Source organism: Acidovorax sp. KKS102, assembly GCF_000302535.1.
Taxonomy (GTDB): Bacteria; Pseudomonadota; Gammaproteobacteria; order Burkholderiales; family Burkholderiaceae_C; genus Acidovorax.
In genome coordinates this window covers 3,728,053-3,743,884 of record NC_018708.1, presented here as the reverse complement: position 1 = coordinate 3,743,884, position 15,832 = coordinate 3,728,053, and the positions used below count along the sequence as shown (strand labels likewise).

Annotated in this window: 13 protein-coding genes; 8 read left to right on the top strand and 5 right to left on the bottom strand. The window is 65.6% G+C overall.

The window, feature by feature from the left end:
• Positions 1-301: 301 nt before the first annotated feature.
• From clpB to C380_RS17185, 3 genes are all read left to right on the top strand, one after another.
• A complete protein-coding gene (gene clpB, locus C380_RS17195) occupies positions 302-2,908 on the top strand; it encodes an ATP-dependent chaperone ClpB (RefSeq protein WP_015015103.1) in 2,607 nt (868 codons plus the stop codon).
• A gap of 74 nt (positions 2,909-2,982) precedes the next feature.
• Positions 2,983-3,336 carry a hypothetical protein gene (locus C380_RS17190; RefSeq protein ID WP_015015102.1) on the top strand — a complete coding sequence of 118 codons (354 nt, stop codon included), beginning with the start codon at positions 2,983-2,985 and terminating at the stop codon, positions 3,334-3,336.
• Positions 3,337-3,482: 146 nt separating this feature from the next.
• Positions 3,483-4,922, top strand: coding sequence for a coniferyl aldehyde dehydrogenase (locus tag C380_RS17185; RefSeq protein ID WP_015015101.1), 1,440 nt, complete (start codon positions 3,483-3,485; stop codon positions 4,920-4,922).
• On the opposite strand, the gene C380_RS17180 is transcribed toward C380_RS17185, so the two are convergent.
• Complete coding sequence (locus C380_RS17180; RefSeq protein ID WP_015015100.1) at positions 4,894-6,792, bottom strand: hybrid sensor histidine kinase/response regulator; 1,899 nt, start codon at positions 6,790-6,792, stop codon at positions 4,894-4,896. The two genes, C380_RS17185 and C380_RS17180, sit on opposite strands and share 29 nt — an antisense overlap.
• A complete protein-coding gene (locus C380_RS17175) occupies positions 6,779-7,414 on the bottom strand; it encodes a response regulator transcription factor (protein WP_043565566.1) in 636 nt (211 codons plus the stop codon). The genes C380_RS17180 and C380_RS17175 overlap by 14 nt, the downstream gene beginning before the upstream one ends.
• Positions 7,415-7,577: 163 nt before the next feature.
• On the opposite strand from C380_RS17175, the gene C380_RS17170 reads away from it, so the two are divergent.
• The 3 genes from C380_RS17170 (at position 7,578) to C380_RS17160 (ending at position 10,099) form a co-directional block, all read left to right on the top strand.
• Positions 7,578-8,165, top strand: coding sequence for a hypothetical protein (locus C380_RS17170; RefSeq protein WP_015015098.1), 588 nt, complete (start codon positions 7,578-7,580; stop codon positions 8,163-8,165).
• Positions 8,166-8,332: 167 nt separating this feature from the next.
• A complete protein-coding gene (locus C380_RS17165; RefSeq protein ID WP_015015097.1) occupies positions 8,333-8,857 on the top strand; it encodes a GNAT family N-acetyltransferase in 525 nt (174 codons plus the stop codon).
• Between the two features lie 75 nt (positions 8,858-8,932).
• The gene (locus C380_RS17160) at positions 8,933-10,099 is read left to right on the top strand and encodes a class I SAM-dependent methyltransferase (RefSeq protein ID WP_015015096.1); all 1,167 of its coding nucleotides are present in this window, start codon (positions 8,933-8,935) and stop codon (positions 10,097-10,099) included.
• 16 nt (positions 10,100-10,115) lie between these two features.
• Here C380_RS17160 and C380_RS17155 read toward each other — a convergent pair whose 3' ends face one another.
• Positions 10,116-10,661: a hypothetical protein gene (locus tag C380_RS17155; protein ID WP_015015095.1), complete on the bottom strand. Its 546-nt coding sequence runs from the start codon at positions 10,659-10,661 to the stop codon at positions 10,116-10,118.
• A gap of 260 nt (positions 10,662-10,921) precedes the next feature.
• Here C380_RS17155 and C380_RS17150 point away from each other — a divergent pair, with 260 nt between their 5' ends.
• The gene (locus C380_RS17150; RefSeq protein ID WP_015015094.1) at positions 10,922-11,899 is read left to right on the top strand and encodes a tRNA-dihydrouridine synthase; all 978 of its coding nucleotides are present in this window, start codon (positions 10,922-10,924) and stop codon (positions 11,897-11,899) included.
• Positions 11,900-11,904: 5 nt separating this feature from the next.
• Here the strand turns inward: C380_RS17150 and C380_RS17145 are convergent, their stop codons facing one another.
• Complete coding sequence (locus C380_RS17145; RefSeq protein ID WP_015015093.1) at positions 11,905-13,812, bottom strand: phospholipase D family protein; 1,908 nt, start codon at positions 13,810-13,812, stop codon at positions 11,905-11,907.
• 159 nt (positions 13,813-13,971) lie between these two features.
• Entirely contained in the window at positions 13,972-15,174 is a 1,203-nt protein-coding gene (locus C380_RS17140; protein ID WP_015015092.1) for an ammonium transporter, read from the bottom strand.
• Positions 15,175-15,378: 204 nt separating this feature from the next.
• On the opposite strand from C380_RS17140, the gene C380_RS25110 reads away from it, so the two are divergent.
• Positions 15,379-15,810, top strand: a complete 432-nt coding sequence (locus tag C380_RS25110; protein ID WP_015015091.1) for a hypothetical protein — start codon at positions 15,379-15,381, stop codon at positions 15,808-15,810.
• Positions 15,811-15,832 lie beyond the last annotated feature (22 nt).

The window sequence follows — 15,832 nt, the reverse complement described above, 5'->3', positions numbered from 1 at the left end:
CCTGTACCGAGGGCATCTGCAGGCAAAAGTGCGTCCTTATTAAAGGCAGAGATTGGGTCCCAAGACCCCGCAAATCGCCCAAAGGGGCGCAGCGAAAGGCCGCAAAACTGTGTCATCCCTCCGCGCATGAACAATTGCGGGGACTTGTTCAGCGTTGCCTTAAAGTTTTGGGGTCGACGGTGTTTCCTGAACCTGTGGCGGTTCAGATCGATCAATGAGGCAGATTAATCGGCTACGTAGCCACAGTCTTGAAATCATGCACCCCCGCCTCAAGTTCAGTGCAATTCGGAGGACATAGACCATGCGTCTCGACAAATTCACCACCAAGTTTCAGGAAGCCCTGAGCGACGCCCAAAGCATTGCGCTGGGCAATGACCACGCCTATATCGAGCCCGTGCATGTGCTGCAGGCCATGCTGCAGCAGGATGACGGCCCCAAGGCATTGCTGCAACGTGCAGGCGCCAATGTGCCCGGGTTGCTGGCCGCGGCTGAGGCCGCCGTCAAGCGGCTGCCTCAGGTGCAAGGCAATGACCAGGTACAAGGCGGCCCTGAATTGGGCCGCGTGCTGCAAGCCACTGAGAAAGAAGCCATCAAACGTGGCGACCAGTTCATTGCCAGTGAGCTGTTTTTGCTGGCTGTGATCGATAGCAAGGGCGATGCTGCCAAGATCGCCAAGGACAACGGCCTCACGCGCAAGAGTCTGGAGGCTGCGATTGAAGCCGTGCGCGGCGGCCAGAAGATGGACAGCGCCGAGGCTGAGGGGCAGCGTGGCGCCTTGGCCAAATACTGTCTGGACCTGACCGAGCGTGCTCGCCTGGGCAAGCTGGACCCCGTGATCGGTCGTGACGACGAGATTCGTCGCGCCATTCAGGTGCTGCAGCGGCGTACCAAGAACAACCCCGTGCTGATCGGTGAGCCCGGTGTGGGCAAGACCGCCATCGTTGAGGGCTTGGCCCAGCGCATCGTGGCGGGCGAGGTGCCCGAGAGCCTGAAGAACAAGCGCGTGCTCAGTCTCGACATGGCGGCGCTCCTCGCCGGTGCCAAGTACCGTGGCGAGTTTGAAGAGCGCCTGAAAAGTGTCCTCAACGAGCTGGCCAAAGATGAAGGCCAGACCATTGTCTTTATCGATGAGTTGCACACCATGGTGGGGGCCGGCAAGGGCGAGGGCGCGATGGATGCGGGCAACATGCTCAAGCCCGCGCTGGCGCGCGGCGAACTGCACTGCGTGGGTGCTACCACCCTCGACGAATACCGCAAGTACATCGAAAAGGACGCGGCGCTGGAGCGTCGCTTCCAGAAAATCCTCGTGGGCGAGCCCACGGTGGAGGCGACCATTGCCATCCTGCGCGGCCTGCAGGAGAAGTACGAGGTGCACCATGGCGTGGACATCACCGACCCGGCAATCGTCGCAGCGGCCGAGCTGAGCAATCGCTACATCACGGATCGCTTCTTGCCGGACAAGGCGATCGATCTGATCGACGAGGCTGCGTCCAAGATCAAGATCGAGATGGACTCCAAGCCTGAGGTGATGGACAAGCTCGACCGCCGTCTGATCCAGTTGCAGATCGAGCGCGAAGCCGTGCGCAAGGAAAAAGACGAGTCCTCTCAAAAGCGCTTTGCGCTGATCGAGGAAGAGATCACCCGGCTGCAAAAGGAAATCGCCGACTACGACGAAATCTGGCAGTCCGAAAAGGCCCAGGCGCAGGGCAGCGCCCATGTGCGCGAGGCCATCGACAAGCTCAAGTTCCAGATCGAAGAATTCACTCGCAAGGGCGACTTCAACAAGGTGGCAGAGCTGCAATACGGCAAGCTGCCCGAGCTGGAAAAGCAGCTCAAGGAAGCCCAGGCGCAAGAAGCTGGCAAGGACGGTGCGCCCGCCGCGCGCCGCCTGTTGCGCACACAAGTGGGCGCCGAGGAAATCGCTGAGGTGGTGAGCCGTGCCACGGGCATCCCGGTCGCCAAGATGATGCAGGGCGAGAAAGACAAGCTCTTGCAGATGGAAGCCAAGCTGCACGAACGTGTGGTGGGGCAAAACGAGGCGATTGCCGCGGTAGCCAATGCCATCCGTCGCTCGCGCTCGGGCCTGAGCGATCCCAACCGTCCCACGGGCTCCTTCCTGTTCCTGGGCCCCACGGGCGTGGGCAAGACCGAGCTGTGCAAGGCACTGGCCGGCTTCTTGTTCGACAGCGAAGACCACCTGATCCGCATCGACATGAGCGAGTTCATGGAGAAGCATTCGGTGGCCCGCCTGATTGGCGCGCCCCCCGGCTACGTTGGTTACGAGGAGGGCGGCTATCTGACCGAAGCCGTGCGCCGCAAGCCCTACAGCGTGCTGCTGCTCGACGAGGTGGAGAAGGCCCATCCCGATGTCTTCAACGTGCTGCTGCAGGTGCTGGACGATGGTCGCCTGACCGATGGCCAGGGCCGCACCGTGGACTTCAAGAACACGGTGATCGTGATGACCAGCAACATCGGCTCGCACCTGATCCAGGCGATGGTGGGGCAGGACTCGGACGACATCAAGGAAGCGGTGTGGGGCGAACTCAAGAACCACTTCCGGCCCGAGTTTTTGAACCGCATTGATGAGACGGTGGTATTCCACGCGCTGGATGCACAGCACATTGCGTCCATCGCCAAGATTCAGTTGCAGCTGCTGCAATCCCGGTTGGCCAAGATGGATTTGGAATTGCAGGTGTCCGACGCTGCCTTGGCAGAATTGGCAAAGGTGGGGTTTGACCCGGTGTTCGGTGCGCGGCCGCTCAAGCGGGCAATTCAGCAGCGCATCGAGAACCCGCTGTCCAAGCTGTTGCTGGAAGGGCGATTCGCGCCCAAGAGTGTGATTCCGGTCACCGTGAACCCTGTGCTGGAGCCTGGTGTGTTCCAGTTCGGAGTGGCTCTGCAGGAGTGATGTGGGCCCGGGATGCGATTGCGGTGTGATTCGGCACCGCAATCGCATCCCAAGTTGTGAAGGAGAGGTGTCGTTTGAATGATTTTGTTGCGGGTGTCGTCAGCCTGCTGCTGCGTGTGATCGTGATTGCCATGGGGCTGGTCTTGTTTGCCAGCCTTTTGGTCGCGGCCATGTTGCTGGCGCTGGTGTGGGTGCTGCGTGCAGGTTGGGCCCGCCTGACCGGTCGGCCGGTGACGCCGTGGGTGATGGGTGTGGACCCGCGCACAGGCTTCAGCAAGGTCTTTCGGTCCACGGAACGGTGGTCCGCGGGCCGCCGTGGCAGCAGGGCGCCGGAAGCTACCGGTGAGGACGCTGCAGCGTCGCGCCGGGGTGGCATCCTGCCGGGGGCGGCGCAGGTCACGGACGTGGAAGCGCGCGAAGTGCGTTGATAGGGTGGTGGCGGCCGCTGCACTACGGCGGCAATCAGCGTCCTCCCAAGAAAGTCCTGCTGCGCGGGCGCAAGCCAACGGTCATCAACCCTAGCGCGCATGCCTTTTTGTGACGCGCCCACCGGGGTGTCTCCTATCATCTGACCATGACACCCACCGATATCCGCGCCCATTTCGATCTTCAGTTCCAGGCCAGCCGCGCGCATGTGGATGTGCCGCTGCTCGTGCGCCGGGAGCGATTGCTGCGCCTTCGCAAATTGCTCGATGAGAATGGGCCTGTGCTGGCGGCGGCCGTGCAGGCCGACTTTGGCATGCGGTCCCCGCGCCTTACGGAAGTGGCCGACTTCTTTGTGCTGCGCACCCTGCTGTCGCACACGCTGCGCCACTTGGCCAAGTGGGTCAAGCCCCGCAAGGTTCACACGCCGATTTACCTGCAGCCGGCCCACGCCTTCATCCAGCGCCAGCCCATGGGGGTGGTGGGTGTGATTGCGCCGTGGAACTACCCGGTGCAACTGGCCTTGGCGCCCGCCATCACGGCACTGGCGGCGGGCAACCGCGTGATGCTCAAGCCCAGTGAGCTGACACCCCATACCTCTGCCCAACTGGCACTGCTGGTGGCGCAGTTCTTCGCTCCCGACGAATTCTGTGTGGTGCAGGGCGATGCCAACCTGTCCGCCTTGTTCGCCTCGTTGCCTTTTGATCATCTGGTGTTCACGGGCTCCACGGCGGTGGGCCGCAAGGTGGCGCAGGCGGCGGCGCAGAACCTGACGCCCACCACGCTGGAACTGGGGGGCAAGTCGCCCTGCATCATCGACGGCCATTGCGACATGCAGGACGCAGCACTCAAGATTGCGCACGGCAAGCTGCTCAACGCAGGGCAGACCTGCATCGCTCCCGACTACGTGCTGTTGCCGCGCGGTCGTGAGGGCGAATTTGCACAGGCTTACCGGGCTGCGGTGGTGCGCTTGTTTCCCACCATCGAGGGCAACGCCGACTACGCCTCCATCATCACGCCACGCCACCATGCCCGCCTGCGTACGATGCTGCAGCAGGCGCAAACGCAAGGGGCAGAGGTGCACACCATCGACCCGACCGATGGCAAGCAGGTGGCTCCTACGGTAGGTACGCTGGGTGACGGTGCCAGCCGCCAGATGCTGCCCACACTGGTGTTTGGCGCCACGTCGCAGATGCAGCTCATGCAGGAAGAGATATTCGGCCCCATCCTGCCGGTGATCTCGTACGAGCGGCTGGACGACGCCATCGCCCACATCAACGTCGGGCCCCGCCCGCTGGCGCTGTACTGGTTTGGCCAGAGCGAGGCCGTGCGCGACGATGTGCTGCGCCGTACCGTAAGCGGCGGGGTGACGGTGAACGACACGCTGATGCACATTGCGCACGACAACCTGCCGTTTGGCGGCGTGGGCGACAGTGGCTGGGGTGCCTACCACGGCGAGCAGGGATTCCTGCGCTTTTGCCACCAGAAGTCGGTGCTGGTGCAGTCGCGCTGGGCCATGGGCTCGCTGTTCTATCCGCCCTATGGCGCCAAGTTCGATCAGGTCATGGGGCTGCTGCGCCGCTGGTTGTAGTGGCTTGTGTGAGTTGCCCGGGTGTTGTCTGACTGTCTTCCGGTTCGTCGTCCACCATGGCCGCAGGGAGCGGCGGCTGGGTGATGAGCTGCACCATCGCATCGCGCAGCTGGCCGGTGGACACTGGTTTGTGTAGCAGCAACGCGGAGGTGGACTGCGCGTCCCGCAGGCGCTGGGGCGAGGTGTCACCCGTCATGATGATCGCGGGCACGTTGGTTCCCAGGTAGGCACGCAGCGCCTGCAGCACCTGTTTGCCGGTTTCTTCATGGCGCAGGCGGAAGTCGGTGATGATGATGTCGGGCGTCACGTCCTCCAGGACTTCGAGGGCATCCGCGCTGGACTCTGCGGTCATGCACTGACAGCCCCAGCTTTGCAGCAGTGACTGCATGCCCAGGCGCACGGCCTCGTCATCGTCGATGGCCAGCACCTTCAGGCCCATCAGGCTACGGCCGTCCTGGGGTGTGGTGGCATCGTCTTCCAGCGCACCCTGCCAGCGGTCCAGCCAAAGCCTGAAGACCGATCCTTTGCCAGGCTGTGAGCGCAGCTCCACAGACGTTCGCATTTCACGCGCCAGGCGCTGCACGATGGCCAGGCCCAAGCCCAGGCCCTTGCGGCGGTCGCGCTCCGGGTTGCCGAGCTGGTGGAACTCCTTGAAGATGTTTTCCCACTGCTGCTCGGGGATGCCTGCCCCGGTGTCCCACACCTCCAGCGCCAGCCGTTTGCCGCGCGTGCGGCAGGCAATCAGCACACCGCCTTGGGCGGTATAGCGCAGGGCGTTGGAGATGAAGTTATGCATCACCAGTCCCACCAGAGAGCGGTCGGCAAACGCAGCGGCTGAGGTCTCGCGGGTGCGATACACCAGCCCGGCTGTGTCGGCCTGCACGCCAAACTCCTGCTCCAGCGCGGTGAGCAGGGGCTGCACCGCAAAGGCGGCTGGCCGTACCTTGACCACGCCCGCTTCCAGCCGGGAGTAGTCGAGCAGGGTGGTGAGCATCTCGGCCGCAGCGCCTGATGCCGCATGGGCGTGCTTGAGCACGGTGCGCTGGTGGTCGTTGAGCGGGCTGCGGTGCAGCGATTCCAGAAACAGGCCCATGGCATGCAACGGCTGGCGCAGGTCATGGCTGGCCGCTGCGAGAAAGCGGGATTTGTCGCGGTCGGCCTGCTCGGCGGCCTCTTGCGCCGCCAGGGCCCGCTGCGACTCGGCCCGCAGCTGGCTGACCAGGCGCTCGTTTTCCAGCTTGAGCGCAATGCTGCGCCGCGTGGCACGGTCGGCCGTGCGTGCCTGCAGGCAGGTCAGTGCGTAGTACACGCCGGTCAGGAACAGCGCCGGCCACATCACGGGGCCCCCGGCCAGTGCCACCGACATCATCACACCGCCGATGGCGCTGGTGAGGTAGGTGACGTAGGCGCGGTACAGCGGTGCGCCCAGCCCTAGCGCCCCTGAAGAGACCGTGCTGATGATGCCGATGGCGTAAATGACGCTGTCGGAGTTGCCCCAGTACAGCACCACATAGCCCAGGCTGCCCCAGCTCAGGCCCATGGCCGCCATGCAGGCGATGAGCTTGCGCGCGGCCTGCGGCGCCGGGTCCACAAACGGTGTAATGCTGCGCAGCGTGAGGTACACCCCAGCCACCACCAGCGTGTGTGAGACCAGCCACACCGTGATGGCCTGCGTGTCTGCCACCCGGGCCATGACCCAGAGCGTGCCCAGGGCCGTAGCAAGCGACGCCAGAAGCGTCATCGGAAAGTTCTGCCGCAGCAGGGCCACCTGTTCGCGCAGCACCTCGTCGCGCTCCCACACCGGCCAGCCCCAGCGTGTGGGCGGAATCACCGGATCGAGGGGCAGCGGACTGGTCTCAGAGGGGGTCATGGAGCTGCGGGGTTGACAGGCCCAGGCGCTGGGCTGCCAGCAGCGCAGCGCTGCGGCTGTTGACGCCCAGCTGCGCAAAGATGGCCGCCACATGCACACGCACCGTGTTCTCGCTCAGTCCCAGGTCGCGGGCGATCACTTTGTTGGGCCGGCCGGAGCACAGCAGCGACAGCACATCCAGCTGCCGCGCCGTGAGCGACGGCGTGTCGGGTCCGCGCACCGTGGCGCTGTTGCCGCTGTTGATCGGAAAACACGGCTGGCCAGACAGCGCACAGCTGATGGCCTCCAGGATGTCCTCGGCGCTTGCAGACTTGGGCAGAAAGCCATCTGCACCACGCGCACGCGCTTCGTGAATCGCATCGGGCGCCACGCTGGCGGACACCAGCACGATGCGCGCCTTGGGGCAGGCCTGCCGCAGCAGCCGCAGCCCGTCCAGTCCGCTTATGCCTGGCAACTGGATGTCCAGCAGCACCAGATCCGTGTCGGCCTGCTGCAGTGCGCAAGCATCGGCGATCGAGCCGGCCTCGGCAATGCTGCCCACGCTGGGATGGTCTTGCACGATCAGGCGCAGCCCCGTGCGGAACAAGGTGTGGTCATCCACGAGCAAAAGACGGGCAGTCATACAGGCAAGTATTGCGCACAACCGGGTGTTGCGGGCTAGTCCATTTGTGCGATGGACGCCCCTATGTGCACTTTCTAGACTTTCCGTCAAGCATTGAAAAGCACTTTGGGTGCGCACCAATGCGCAAACCTTCGTAACCACATTCCGTTTTCAAAGGGTTCCCATGACTATCAATGCACACACCCATGGCGCCGGCACCTCCGAAGCAGGCCTGCACCGCAGCGAACGACGACCGGCCGCCGACGCTGGCACAGGCCTGGGAGGCAACAGCGTGGCGCACATCGTGCAGGAGCATTGCCCCGACATGCTGGCCGCCGCAGGCGTGGTGATCGAGCACCTTGACGCCCAGGCGGGCACGTGGCAATTCTCGGCCGATGCGGGGCAGACCTGGCGCGCCATCCGCACCGACCTCATCAACCGTCCCGGCAATCTGGGTCTGGCGCTGGACTGCGATGCCCGCCTGCGGGTGCTGCCCTTCGGCGGGCACCGTGTGACGGGCGCTCGGGTGGCATTCCACACGGTGCAGCGCAGCCACGGCCAGGGCAACGGCAGCTACCGTGCCTATGCCAGCGAGGACCGCGACGGTGGCTCGCGCACTGTCACCCTGGTGCTCAGCCTGGCGGCCATCAATGGGGCCCCGCCCGCCGTGCATGTGCCGCGCCCACGCAACAAGCGCGCGATGGTGCAACGCGCGGCTGCGGCCACTGCAGCCGCAGGCAGCGCCCTGTCGGGTGCCATGGCCATGGCCTGAGGGCGTTGCCAGGGCCCTCGTTGGGAGGGGCTGAATGGGGCGAAAAGCGGGGTGGGAAAGGATGGCCTTCAGGGCCGTACTAACCGCCTGTCAGGGTGGAAAAACCGTTTGCGGCGACAATGCCGGTCCTTTTGTTTTTTCATTCCCCGTTTTCGTTCGGTTTTTTCATGTCAAGTATCCAGGTTCGTCCCGCTACGCTTCGCGATGCCAAAGCCATTGCCCAGATCCACACTGTCTCTGCCCAAGAGGCTTACAAAGGACTGGTGCCAGACGAGCAGTTGAAATCCATGTCTTCGGTCGAAAAGCGCCAGGCCTACTGGCGCGAGGCCATTGAATATTGCGAGCCCCAGGTTCAGGTGGCGGTCGACGGCGAGAAGATCGTCGGCTTTGTGGGCTACGACCGCTCGCGCGATGAAAAGTCCCGCCCCACCACCGGTGAGATCTGGGCCATCTACGCCGCCCCCACCCATTGGAACCAGGGCGTAGGCCTGGCCCTGTGGGACGCCGCCCGCGACGGCCTCCAAGAAGAAGGCTGCACCAATGTCACCGCATGGGTGCCGCTGCGCAACGAGCGCGCACTGCGCTTTCACGAGCTGGCCGGCTTCAAGCGCGAGCTGTCCACAGCCAAGACGGCCGTGATCGGTGGCGTGAAGATTGAAGAAGTCCGCCTAAAGCGCCCGATCAACGCATAAGGTGCCACGACACCCCGCCGCGTCGCCGCGCCCCTTTCCAACCCTTCGGACTGTGCGCGGCACTGTCAGACGCTGATGCCCACAACTCCTTCCACCATCCACTGGACCCACCAGGGCCAGCCCCGGCAAGCCCTGTGGCGCTCCGAAAGTGGCGCTGCGGCACCACGCAGGGTGGAGACGGCCGACGACACGTTGGCCGCCGACACCGCCTACCGCATGGCCTGCGAGGGCACGGGGTTGTTGTGGCAGGGCGATTTTCAGAACGCGCGGCACCTGCTGCAGGCGCTGATGCGCCGGGCTGACAAGAAGCCGCGCAAGGCGGCGGCAAAAGCGTCCCAGAAGCTCGCGGCGGCGACCCCGGCCGAGGCGTTTCACCTGCACCGCCAGGCGCAGGCTCAGCGCGCGCGGGTGCTGGCGTCGGTGCTGATCCCGCTCGAAGGCGACTACAGCATTGCGCTGCGCCGCGCCCCGGACTGGCGCCAGGCCTGTACCGAGGCCTGGGGGCCAGCGACCGGCGAGCGCTCGGTGGCCACGCTGCGTGAGCTGCTGGGGCTGGTGGGCGCGCACGAGTGGCGCAAGAAAGGGGTCGAAATCCCTGCGCTGGGTGCCCCGCCGCTCAACCGCATCCACCCGCACTATGGGGTGTTCTCTCCGGTGCGGGGCGAATACGTGGGCTTGGTGGCCGCAGCCCCGCTGCCCAGCAAGGCGCTGGCGTTCGACATTGGCGTGGGCACGGGGGTGTTGTCTGCCGTGCTGGCGCGCCGGGGTGTGCAAAGGGTGGTCGCGACTGACCAGGACCCGCGCGCTCTGGCCTGTGCGCGCGACAACCTGCAACGCCTGCAACTGCTGGACCGTGTGGAGCTGCTGCAAGCGGACCTGTTTCCACCGGGCCGTGCGCCGCTGGTGGTGTGCAACCCCCCGTGGGTGCCAGCGCGCGCCAACTCCCCCATCGAACACGCCGTGTACGACGAAGGCAGCCGCATGCTCAAGGGCTTTCTGGCGGGTTTGTCGGCCCACCTGGAGCCCGGCGGCGAGGGCTGGTTGATCCTGTCGGACCTGGCAGAACACCTGGGCCTGCGCCCGCGCGAGCAACTGCTGGCGTGGATTGCCGAGGCGGGCTTGGTGGTGCGTGGCCGCCATGACGTCAAGCCGGGGCATGCCAAGGCCGCCGACGCCCAGGATGCTCTGCACGCTGCGCGTGCGGCCGAGGTCACGTCCCTGTGGCGGTTGGCTGCGGCCTGAATCCGCACTGAACGGCTCAATCCAGCAGCGCAGGCTGCGTAGCGGCAAAGTTTTCAGCCACCGGGCTGGTGGGCAGCAACTGGTCCAGCCGCTCTCGCAGGCTGGCGGCACGCTCGGCACCCGCTGCGAGAGCGACTTCCTCGAACATGGCCTCGCCCACATCCAGCATGCTGGTGCGGTCCTTGGCGGCGCGCAGTGCCTCGCGAAAGTGCTGCGCCAGCACCGGGTCGCGGCGCGCAAACAGGCGCTCGCAGGTGTCAAACAGGTACATGCGGGCCCCGGCCAGCGACCGCAGGGATTCGCCAGGCGCGGGGCGCTCGATGGACGGTGTGGGCGTGGGTGTGGTGGGCTCTGGTGTGGGCGGCAGGTCTGCCGGCCCGGTCAGGTAGCCCTGGCGCATCAGGTTCTCGACGATCTGCGCGCCGATGCCGTTGTACATGGCTTGCAGGTCTGACAGCGGCTTGCCGTCGGCCAGCAACAGCAGAGAGCGTTCGCGCAGGCTGAGGGTGCGCACACCGGGCGAGAGTTCCAGGCGGGCTTTCTCGGTTTTTTGCAGCAGCATGGGTGGCTCCGTGGCAGTCTGAGGCGGGCATTGCACCAGCCGGGCGTGACGCCGTGATGACCCCTTGGGTGTCCTGCATCACAATCACGGGCTGACCGGCGCTGCGTTGGGCGCCACCGGTCCATACATTTGCTCCTTATTTGATAGCTGCCAGCGCATATTGCACTAGCGCTTGAAGCTGTTTTTGTTTGATTTTTGCTGCTGAGTGCCTGTGGAGGCCCTCTTTCCGAGAGGGCCCATCGAGCCAGCAGCCCCCTGAGATGACCTTGCTGCTCGCCCCGATGGAGGGGCTTCTGGACTTTGTGCTGCGTGATGTGCTGACCCGTGTGGGGGGCGTGGACCGCTGCGTGTCCGAGTTCATCCGCATCACCGGCACCCTGCTGCCCGACAAGGTGTTCCTGCGCTACGTGCCTGAGCTGCGCAATGGCAGCCGCACCCTGGCCGGTGTGCCCGTGCGGGCGCAGTTGCTGGGCTCTGACCCGGTCAGCATGGCCGAGAATGCTGCGCGCCTGGCAGCACTGGGCCCTGAGGGTATCGACCTGAACTTTGGCTGCCCGGCCAAAGTCGTCAACCGCCATGGTGGTGGCGCTGCGCTTTTGCAGGAACCCGAGCGCATCGCGGCCGTAGTGGGTGCCGTGCGCCGCGCTGTGCCCGCGCACCTGCCGGTGTCGGCCAAGATGCGCCTGGGTTTTAACGATACGGGGCGGATGCGCGAATGTGCCCAGGCCATGCAGGCGGGCGGCGCGGCCGAACTGGTGGTGCACGCGCGCACCAAGGCCGACGGCTACCGCCCACCGGCGTACTGGGAACACATCCCCACCATCCGTGCGGCGGTCTCCGTTCCCGTGGTGGCCAATGGCGAGATCTGGACGGTGGCCGACGCGCAGCGCTGCCGTGAGGTGTCGGGCTGCGACGCGCTGATGCTGGGGCGTGGCATCGTGGCGGACCCCGGCCTGGCACGCGCCATTCGGGCGGCCGATGCAGGGCGTCCGGACTCGGACACCGTGGTGTGGGCCGATCTGGTGCCACACCTGGCCGCCTTTTGGCAGCTGGTGTGCGACGACCTGGAGCCGCGCCAGCGCGCAGGGCGTCTCAAGCAATGGCTTAACCTGCTGCGCCGCCGGTTTGCCGAGGCAGAGGTGGCCTACCAGCATGTGCGCACCATGACGGACCAGCGGGCCATCACCGTGTGGGTGGCAGAGCTGCAGGCCCGAGCGGGCTGCGCCCAAGGGGCTTAAACCGGCTACAGCAAGTGGTCCGGGGCCAGCGGTCCCAGCAGCTGCAGCATCAGCCGCAGGGGGGCGCTGGCGTCGGGCTCGGTGGTGGCGTCGGGCAGCCCGCTGCCCTCAGGAGCACGCCAGCGCAGGCCCTGGTCGGTGGCTTGCACCTGCCAGGCGGACTCTTTCAGTGCCGCGTCAATCTGCGTGGTGGCCCGGCGAGACAGCTCCGTGCTGCGAATCAGCAGCGCCACCTCGGTGTTCTGCCGCTGTGAGCGCATGTCCAGATTCATTGACCCCACGACCAGCAAGCGGCCGTCCACGATCAGCAGCTTGGAGTGCAGCATGGCGCGCGAGCCGCCTTGCGAACCCACGACGCCCGCGCTGTGGTTGCCCATGCTGCCCGACACGCCCAGCGCCCCCCGCAGCACGCCGGGCAACTCGCTGTGCATCTCGTACAGCTCCACCCCCATGGCCAGCAGCTGCGGCCGGTGGCGAGCGTAGCCGGCGTGTGCAATGGGCGCGTCGTTGGAGGCCAGCGAGTTGGTCAGCACCCGCACCCGCACGCCGCGTGCGCGCGCAGCGGCGAAGGCGGCCTCCATGTCCGGCCCGGGCACGAAGTAGGGCGAGATGATGAGCAGGTCGCGCCGCGCCTGGGCCATGAGCTGCAGAAGGCCATCCACCACCGTATCGGTCTGCGCCTCGTTGGTCTCCGTGCCGGCGCGGGGCAGGGGGCTCGGTGGACTGTCTGCCGCCGCTACTTTGCGGGAGCCCGACACCAGCGCGGCGGCAGCGGCCTTGGGACTGCTGGGGCTGCTCAGGTTGCCGGGTACCCCTGCCGGGGTGCTCGCGGCAGGACTGGGTGGCGCTGGGGACACTGCAGGGGCGGCCCCATTGGGCACGCTGCCCGCCGCTGCGCTGTCGGCCGGAATCTTGGCGGGCTGGTCTACCAGGACCGCTGCTGCTGCCCAGACAAAGGGCGTGCGCTCCAGGTCCATGGGCTCGTAGTTCCAGATGCGCGCCCGCTGCGCAGCGGTGGTGCCGGGCCCCATGTCGGGCGGTGAGCGGTCGGGCGCCGTGGTGCCACCCTGGCCTGCGACACGGCGCCTCCGCCCTTCGTCGGCCACTCGGATGCTGTCGCGCAAGTGGTCGAGTTCGCTCTGGGTGATAAGCGACTGCACCGGGTAGGCGCGTTCGTTGTTCCAGTAGCTGTCAAAGCTGCGTGATAGGTCCTGCACGATGGGGCCTGCGGCCAGCACGTCCAGGTCCACAAAGTTGCCCGAATCGGCGTTACCGAAGTAGGCATCGCCCAGGTTGCGTCCCCCGGTGACGGCCATGGCGTTGTCGGCAATGAACAGCTTGTTGTGCATGCGCTGCTGCACGCGCGAGAAGTCGCCCAGCAGGCTCAGCATGCGGCCGATGGGCGACCCCCGGGCACCGGTCACGGGGTTGAACATCCGCATCTCGATATTGGGCACAAACGCCAGCCGCATCACCTGCGCGTCGCGCCCGGTGCTGTGAAAGTCGTCCAGCAACACGCGCACCCGCACACCACGCTGTGCCGCGGCCATCACGCTGAGCAGCAGGCGCTCGCTGCTGGCGTCTGCATGGATGGCGTAGTACTGCAGGTCCAGGGTTTTCTGGGCGGCGTCGACCAGGGCCAGGCGGCTGCTGTAGGCAGCCTGTGGGCCGCTGAGCAGTGCAAACCCTGAGGCATGCCGTGCCCCCTCGGCGGCCCTGCGCGCGGCGACCAGCTTCCCCAGTGGAGTGTCGCCGGGAGCCGCCAGAGCAACCGACACTGGGCGGTCCACCTCCTTGGGCAGGCCCGCGCATCCCGCCAGGGCTAGGGTGACCAGCAGCACGACCATGCCCAGCCATCTGGAGCGGGCCGACTGGGGCTGGGTGACGACGGACAAGGGGGGCGAAGACAGCATGGCGCGATTGTGACCGTGGAGCCGCTGGGGCGCAGGGCTCAGGTATAGCTGCGCACCGGTCCATCCGCTGTCAGACAGCGCGCCAAGGCGACGGCTTGGACCCGTATCAGGCCTTGCACCGGGTCCCTCGCCGGTCCGATGCCGTCGCCGGGTGTTGGGTTACCAACTCACTTCGCGGTCGGGCGTGGCGCTGATCTTGTGGATGCTCAGGTCGGCACCGTCAAACTCTTCTTCCTGCGTCAGCCGGATGCCCACCGTCTGCTTGAGGATGCCGTACACCACCACGCCGCCGATCAGGGCCCACACCACACCCAGGCCCGTGCCGATGAGCTGGGCCGACAGGCTCACCCCGCCCAGCCCGCCCAGCGCCTTGCTGCCAAAGAGGCCTGCCGCCAGCCCGCCCCAGGTGCCGCACAGCCCGTGCAGCGGCCATACGCCGAGCACGTCGTCGATCTTCCATTTGTTCTGTGTCAAGGTGAACATCAGCACAAAGATGGCCCCGGCCACCGCGCCCACCACCAGCGCACCCAGCGGGTGCATGAGGTCCGAGCCCGCACACACGGCCACCAGACCTGCGAGCGGGCCATTGTGCACAAAGCCGGGGTCGTTCTTGCCCAGTACCAGGGCAGCGAGCGTGCCGCCCACCATGGCCATCAGCGAGTTCACCGCGACCAGGCCCGAGAGCTTGTCCACGGACTGCGCGCTCATCACATTGAAGCCGAACCAGCCCACCACCAAGATCCAGGCGCCCAGCGCCAGGAAGGGAATGTTCGATGGCGGGTGGGCCGAGATCGCACCGTCCTTGCGGTAGCGGTTGGCGCGAGAGCCCAGCAGGATCACCGCCGGCAACGCAATCCAGCCGCCCATGGCGTGCACCACCACCGAGCCCGCAAAGTCATGGAACTCCTCGCCCGTCACGGCCTTGATCCAGCCCTGCACTCCAAAATGCTGGTTCCAGGCGATGCCCTCAAAAAACGGGTACACAAAGCCCACGATGACTGCCGTTGCCAGCAGTTGTGGCCAAAACTTGGCGCGCTCTGCGATGCCGCCCGACACGATGGCCGGGATGGCGGCTGCGAACGTGAGCAGGAAGAAGAACTTGACCAGCGCATACCCGCTGAGCTGCACCAGCGACTCTGCGCCAACAAAAAAATGCGTGCCGTAGGCCACGGTGTAGCCGACGACGAAATAGACCACCGTGGACACCGAAAAGTCCACCAGGATCTTGACCAGCGCATTCACCTGGTTCTTTTTGCGAACCGTGCCCAGCTCCAGAAACGCAAACCCGGCGTGCATGGCCAACACCATGATCGCCCCGAGCAAGATGAACAAGGCATCTGTGCCCTGTTTGAGTGCTTCCATAACGTCCTCGCGATAGTGATTGATCGACTCTGGTGCGTTTTCGGGATACGCCACAGATTTGCACCAAGTTGAAGCAAGAAGCGCGCCAAGAGTTGGTGCAAGGTTTTGCACTGATTTGGGGCTTGATGGGGTGATCGAAGAATGGAGGCTCAAAATACTGTATAAATAAACAGTTTTTTAGCGCCGACCCCACCCCCGCTCGCTATGGGCCTCTTACCCCCTCCTGAAGACGACCTGCCCGAACAGCCGCAGGAAATCCGCGTCCCGCTGCAAGCCATTCGCGGCCGAGGTGCGGCGACAGCCATGGCGCACCGGTTTGCAAAAGACCAGCGCGAGCCCGCAGATGACGGGTGGAGCCCTGTTCGGGCACCTGGCAATGCGGAGGGCTTCGCCCCGGGCCACGGAGGTCGGGAGGGCGGTGATGAATGGGGCGCCGGGGCGCCGGGCGGGCCTGCTGCGTGCGACGAGGGCGATGGCGACAGCCGTCCTTCGCCCGCCACCCGCGTGCATTTCGAGACCGCGCGCAGTGCCCTGTGCGCCAACGACTCGCCCGACATCTTCTTTGAGCTATCGGTCAATCCCTACCGGGGCTGCGAGCATGTTATGGAGCGACAGAAACTGCGTGTCTGGCGATAGTGAATAAAACAGGCAGCTGGTT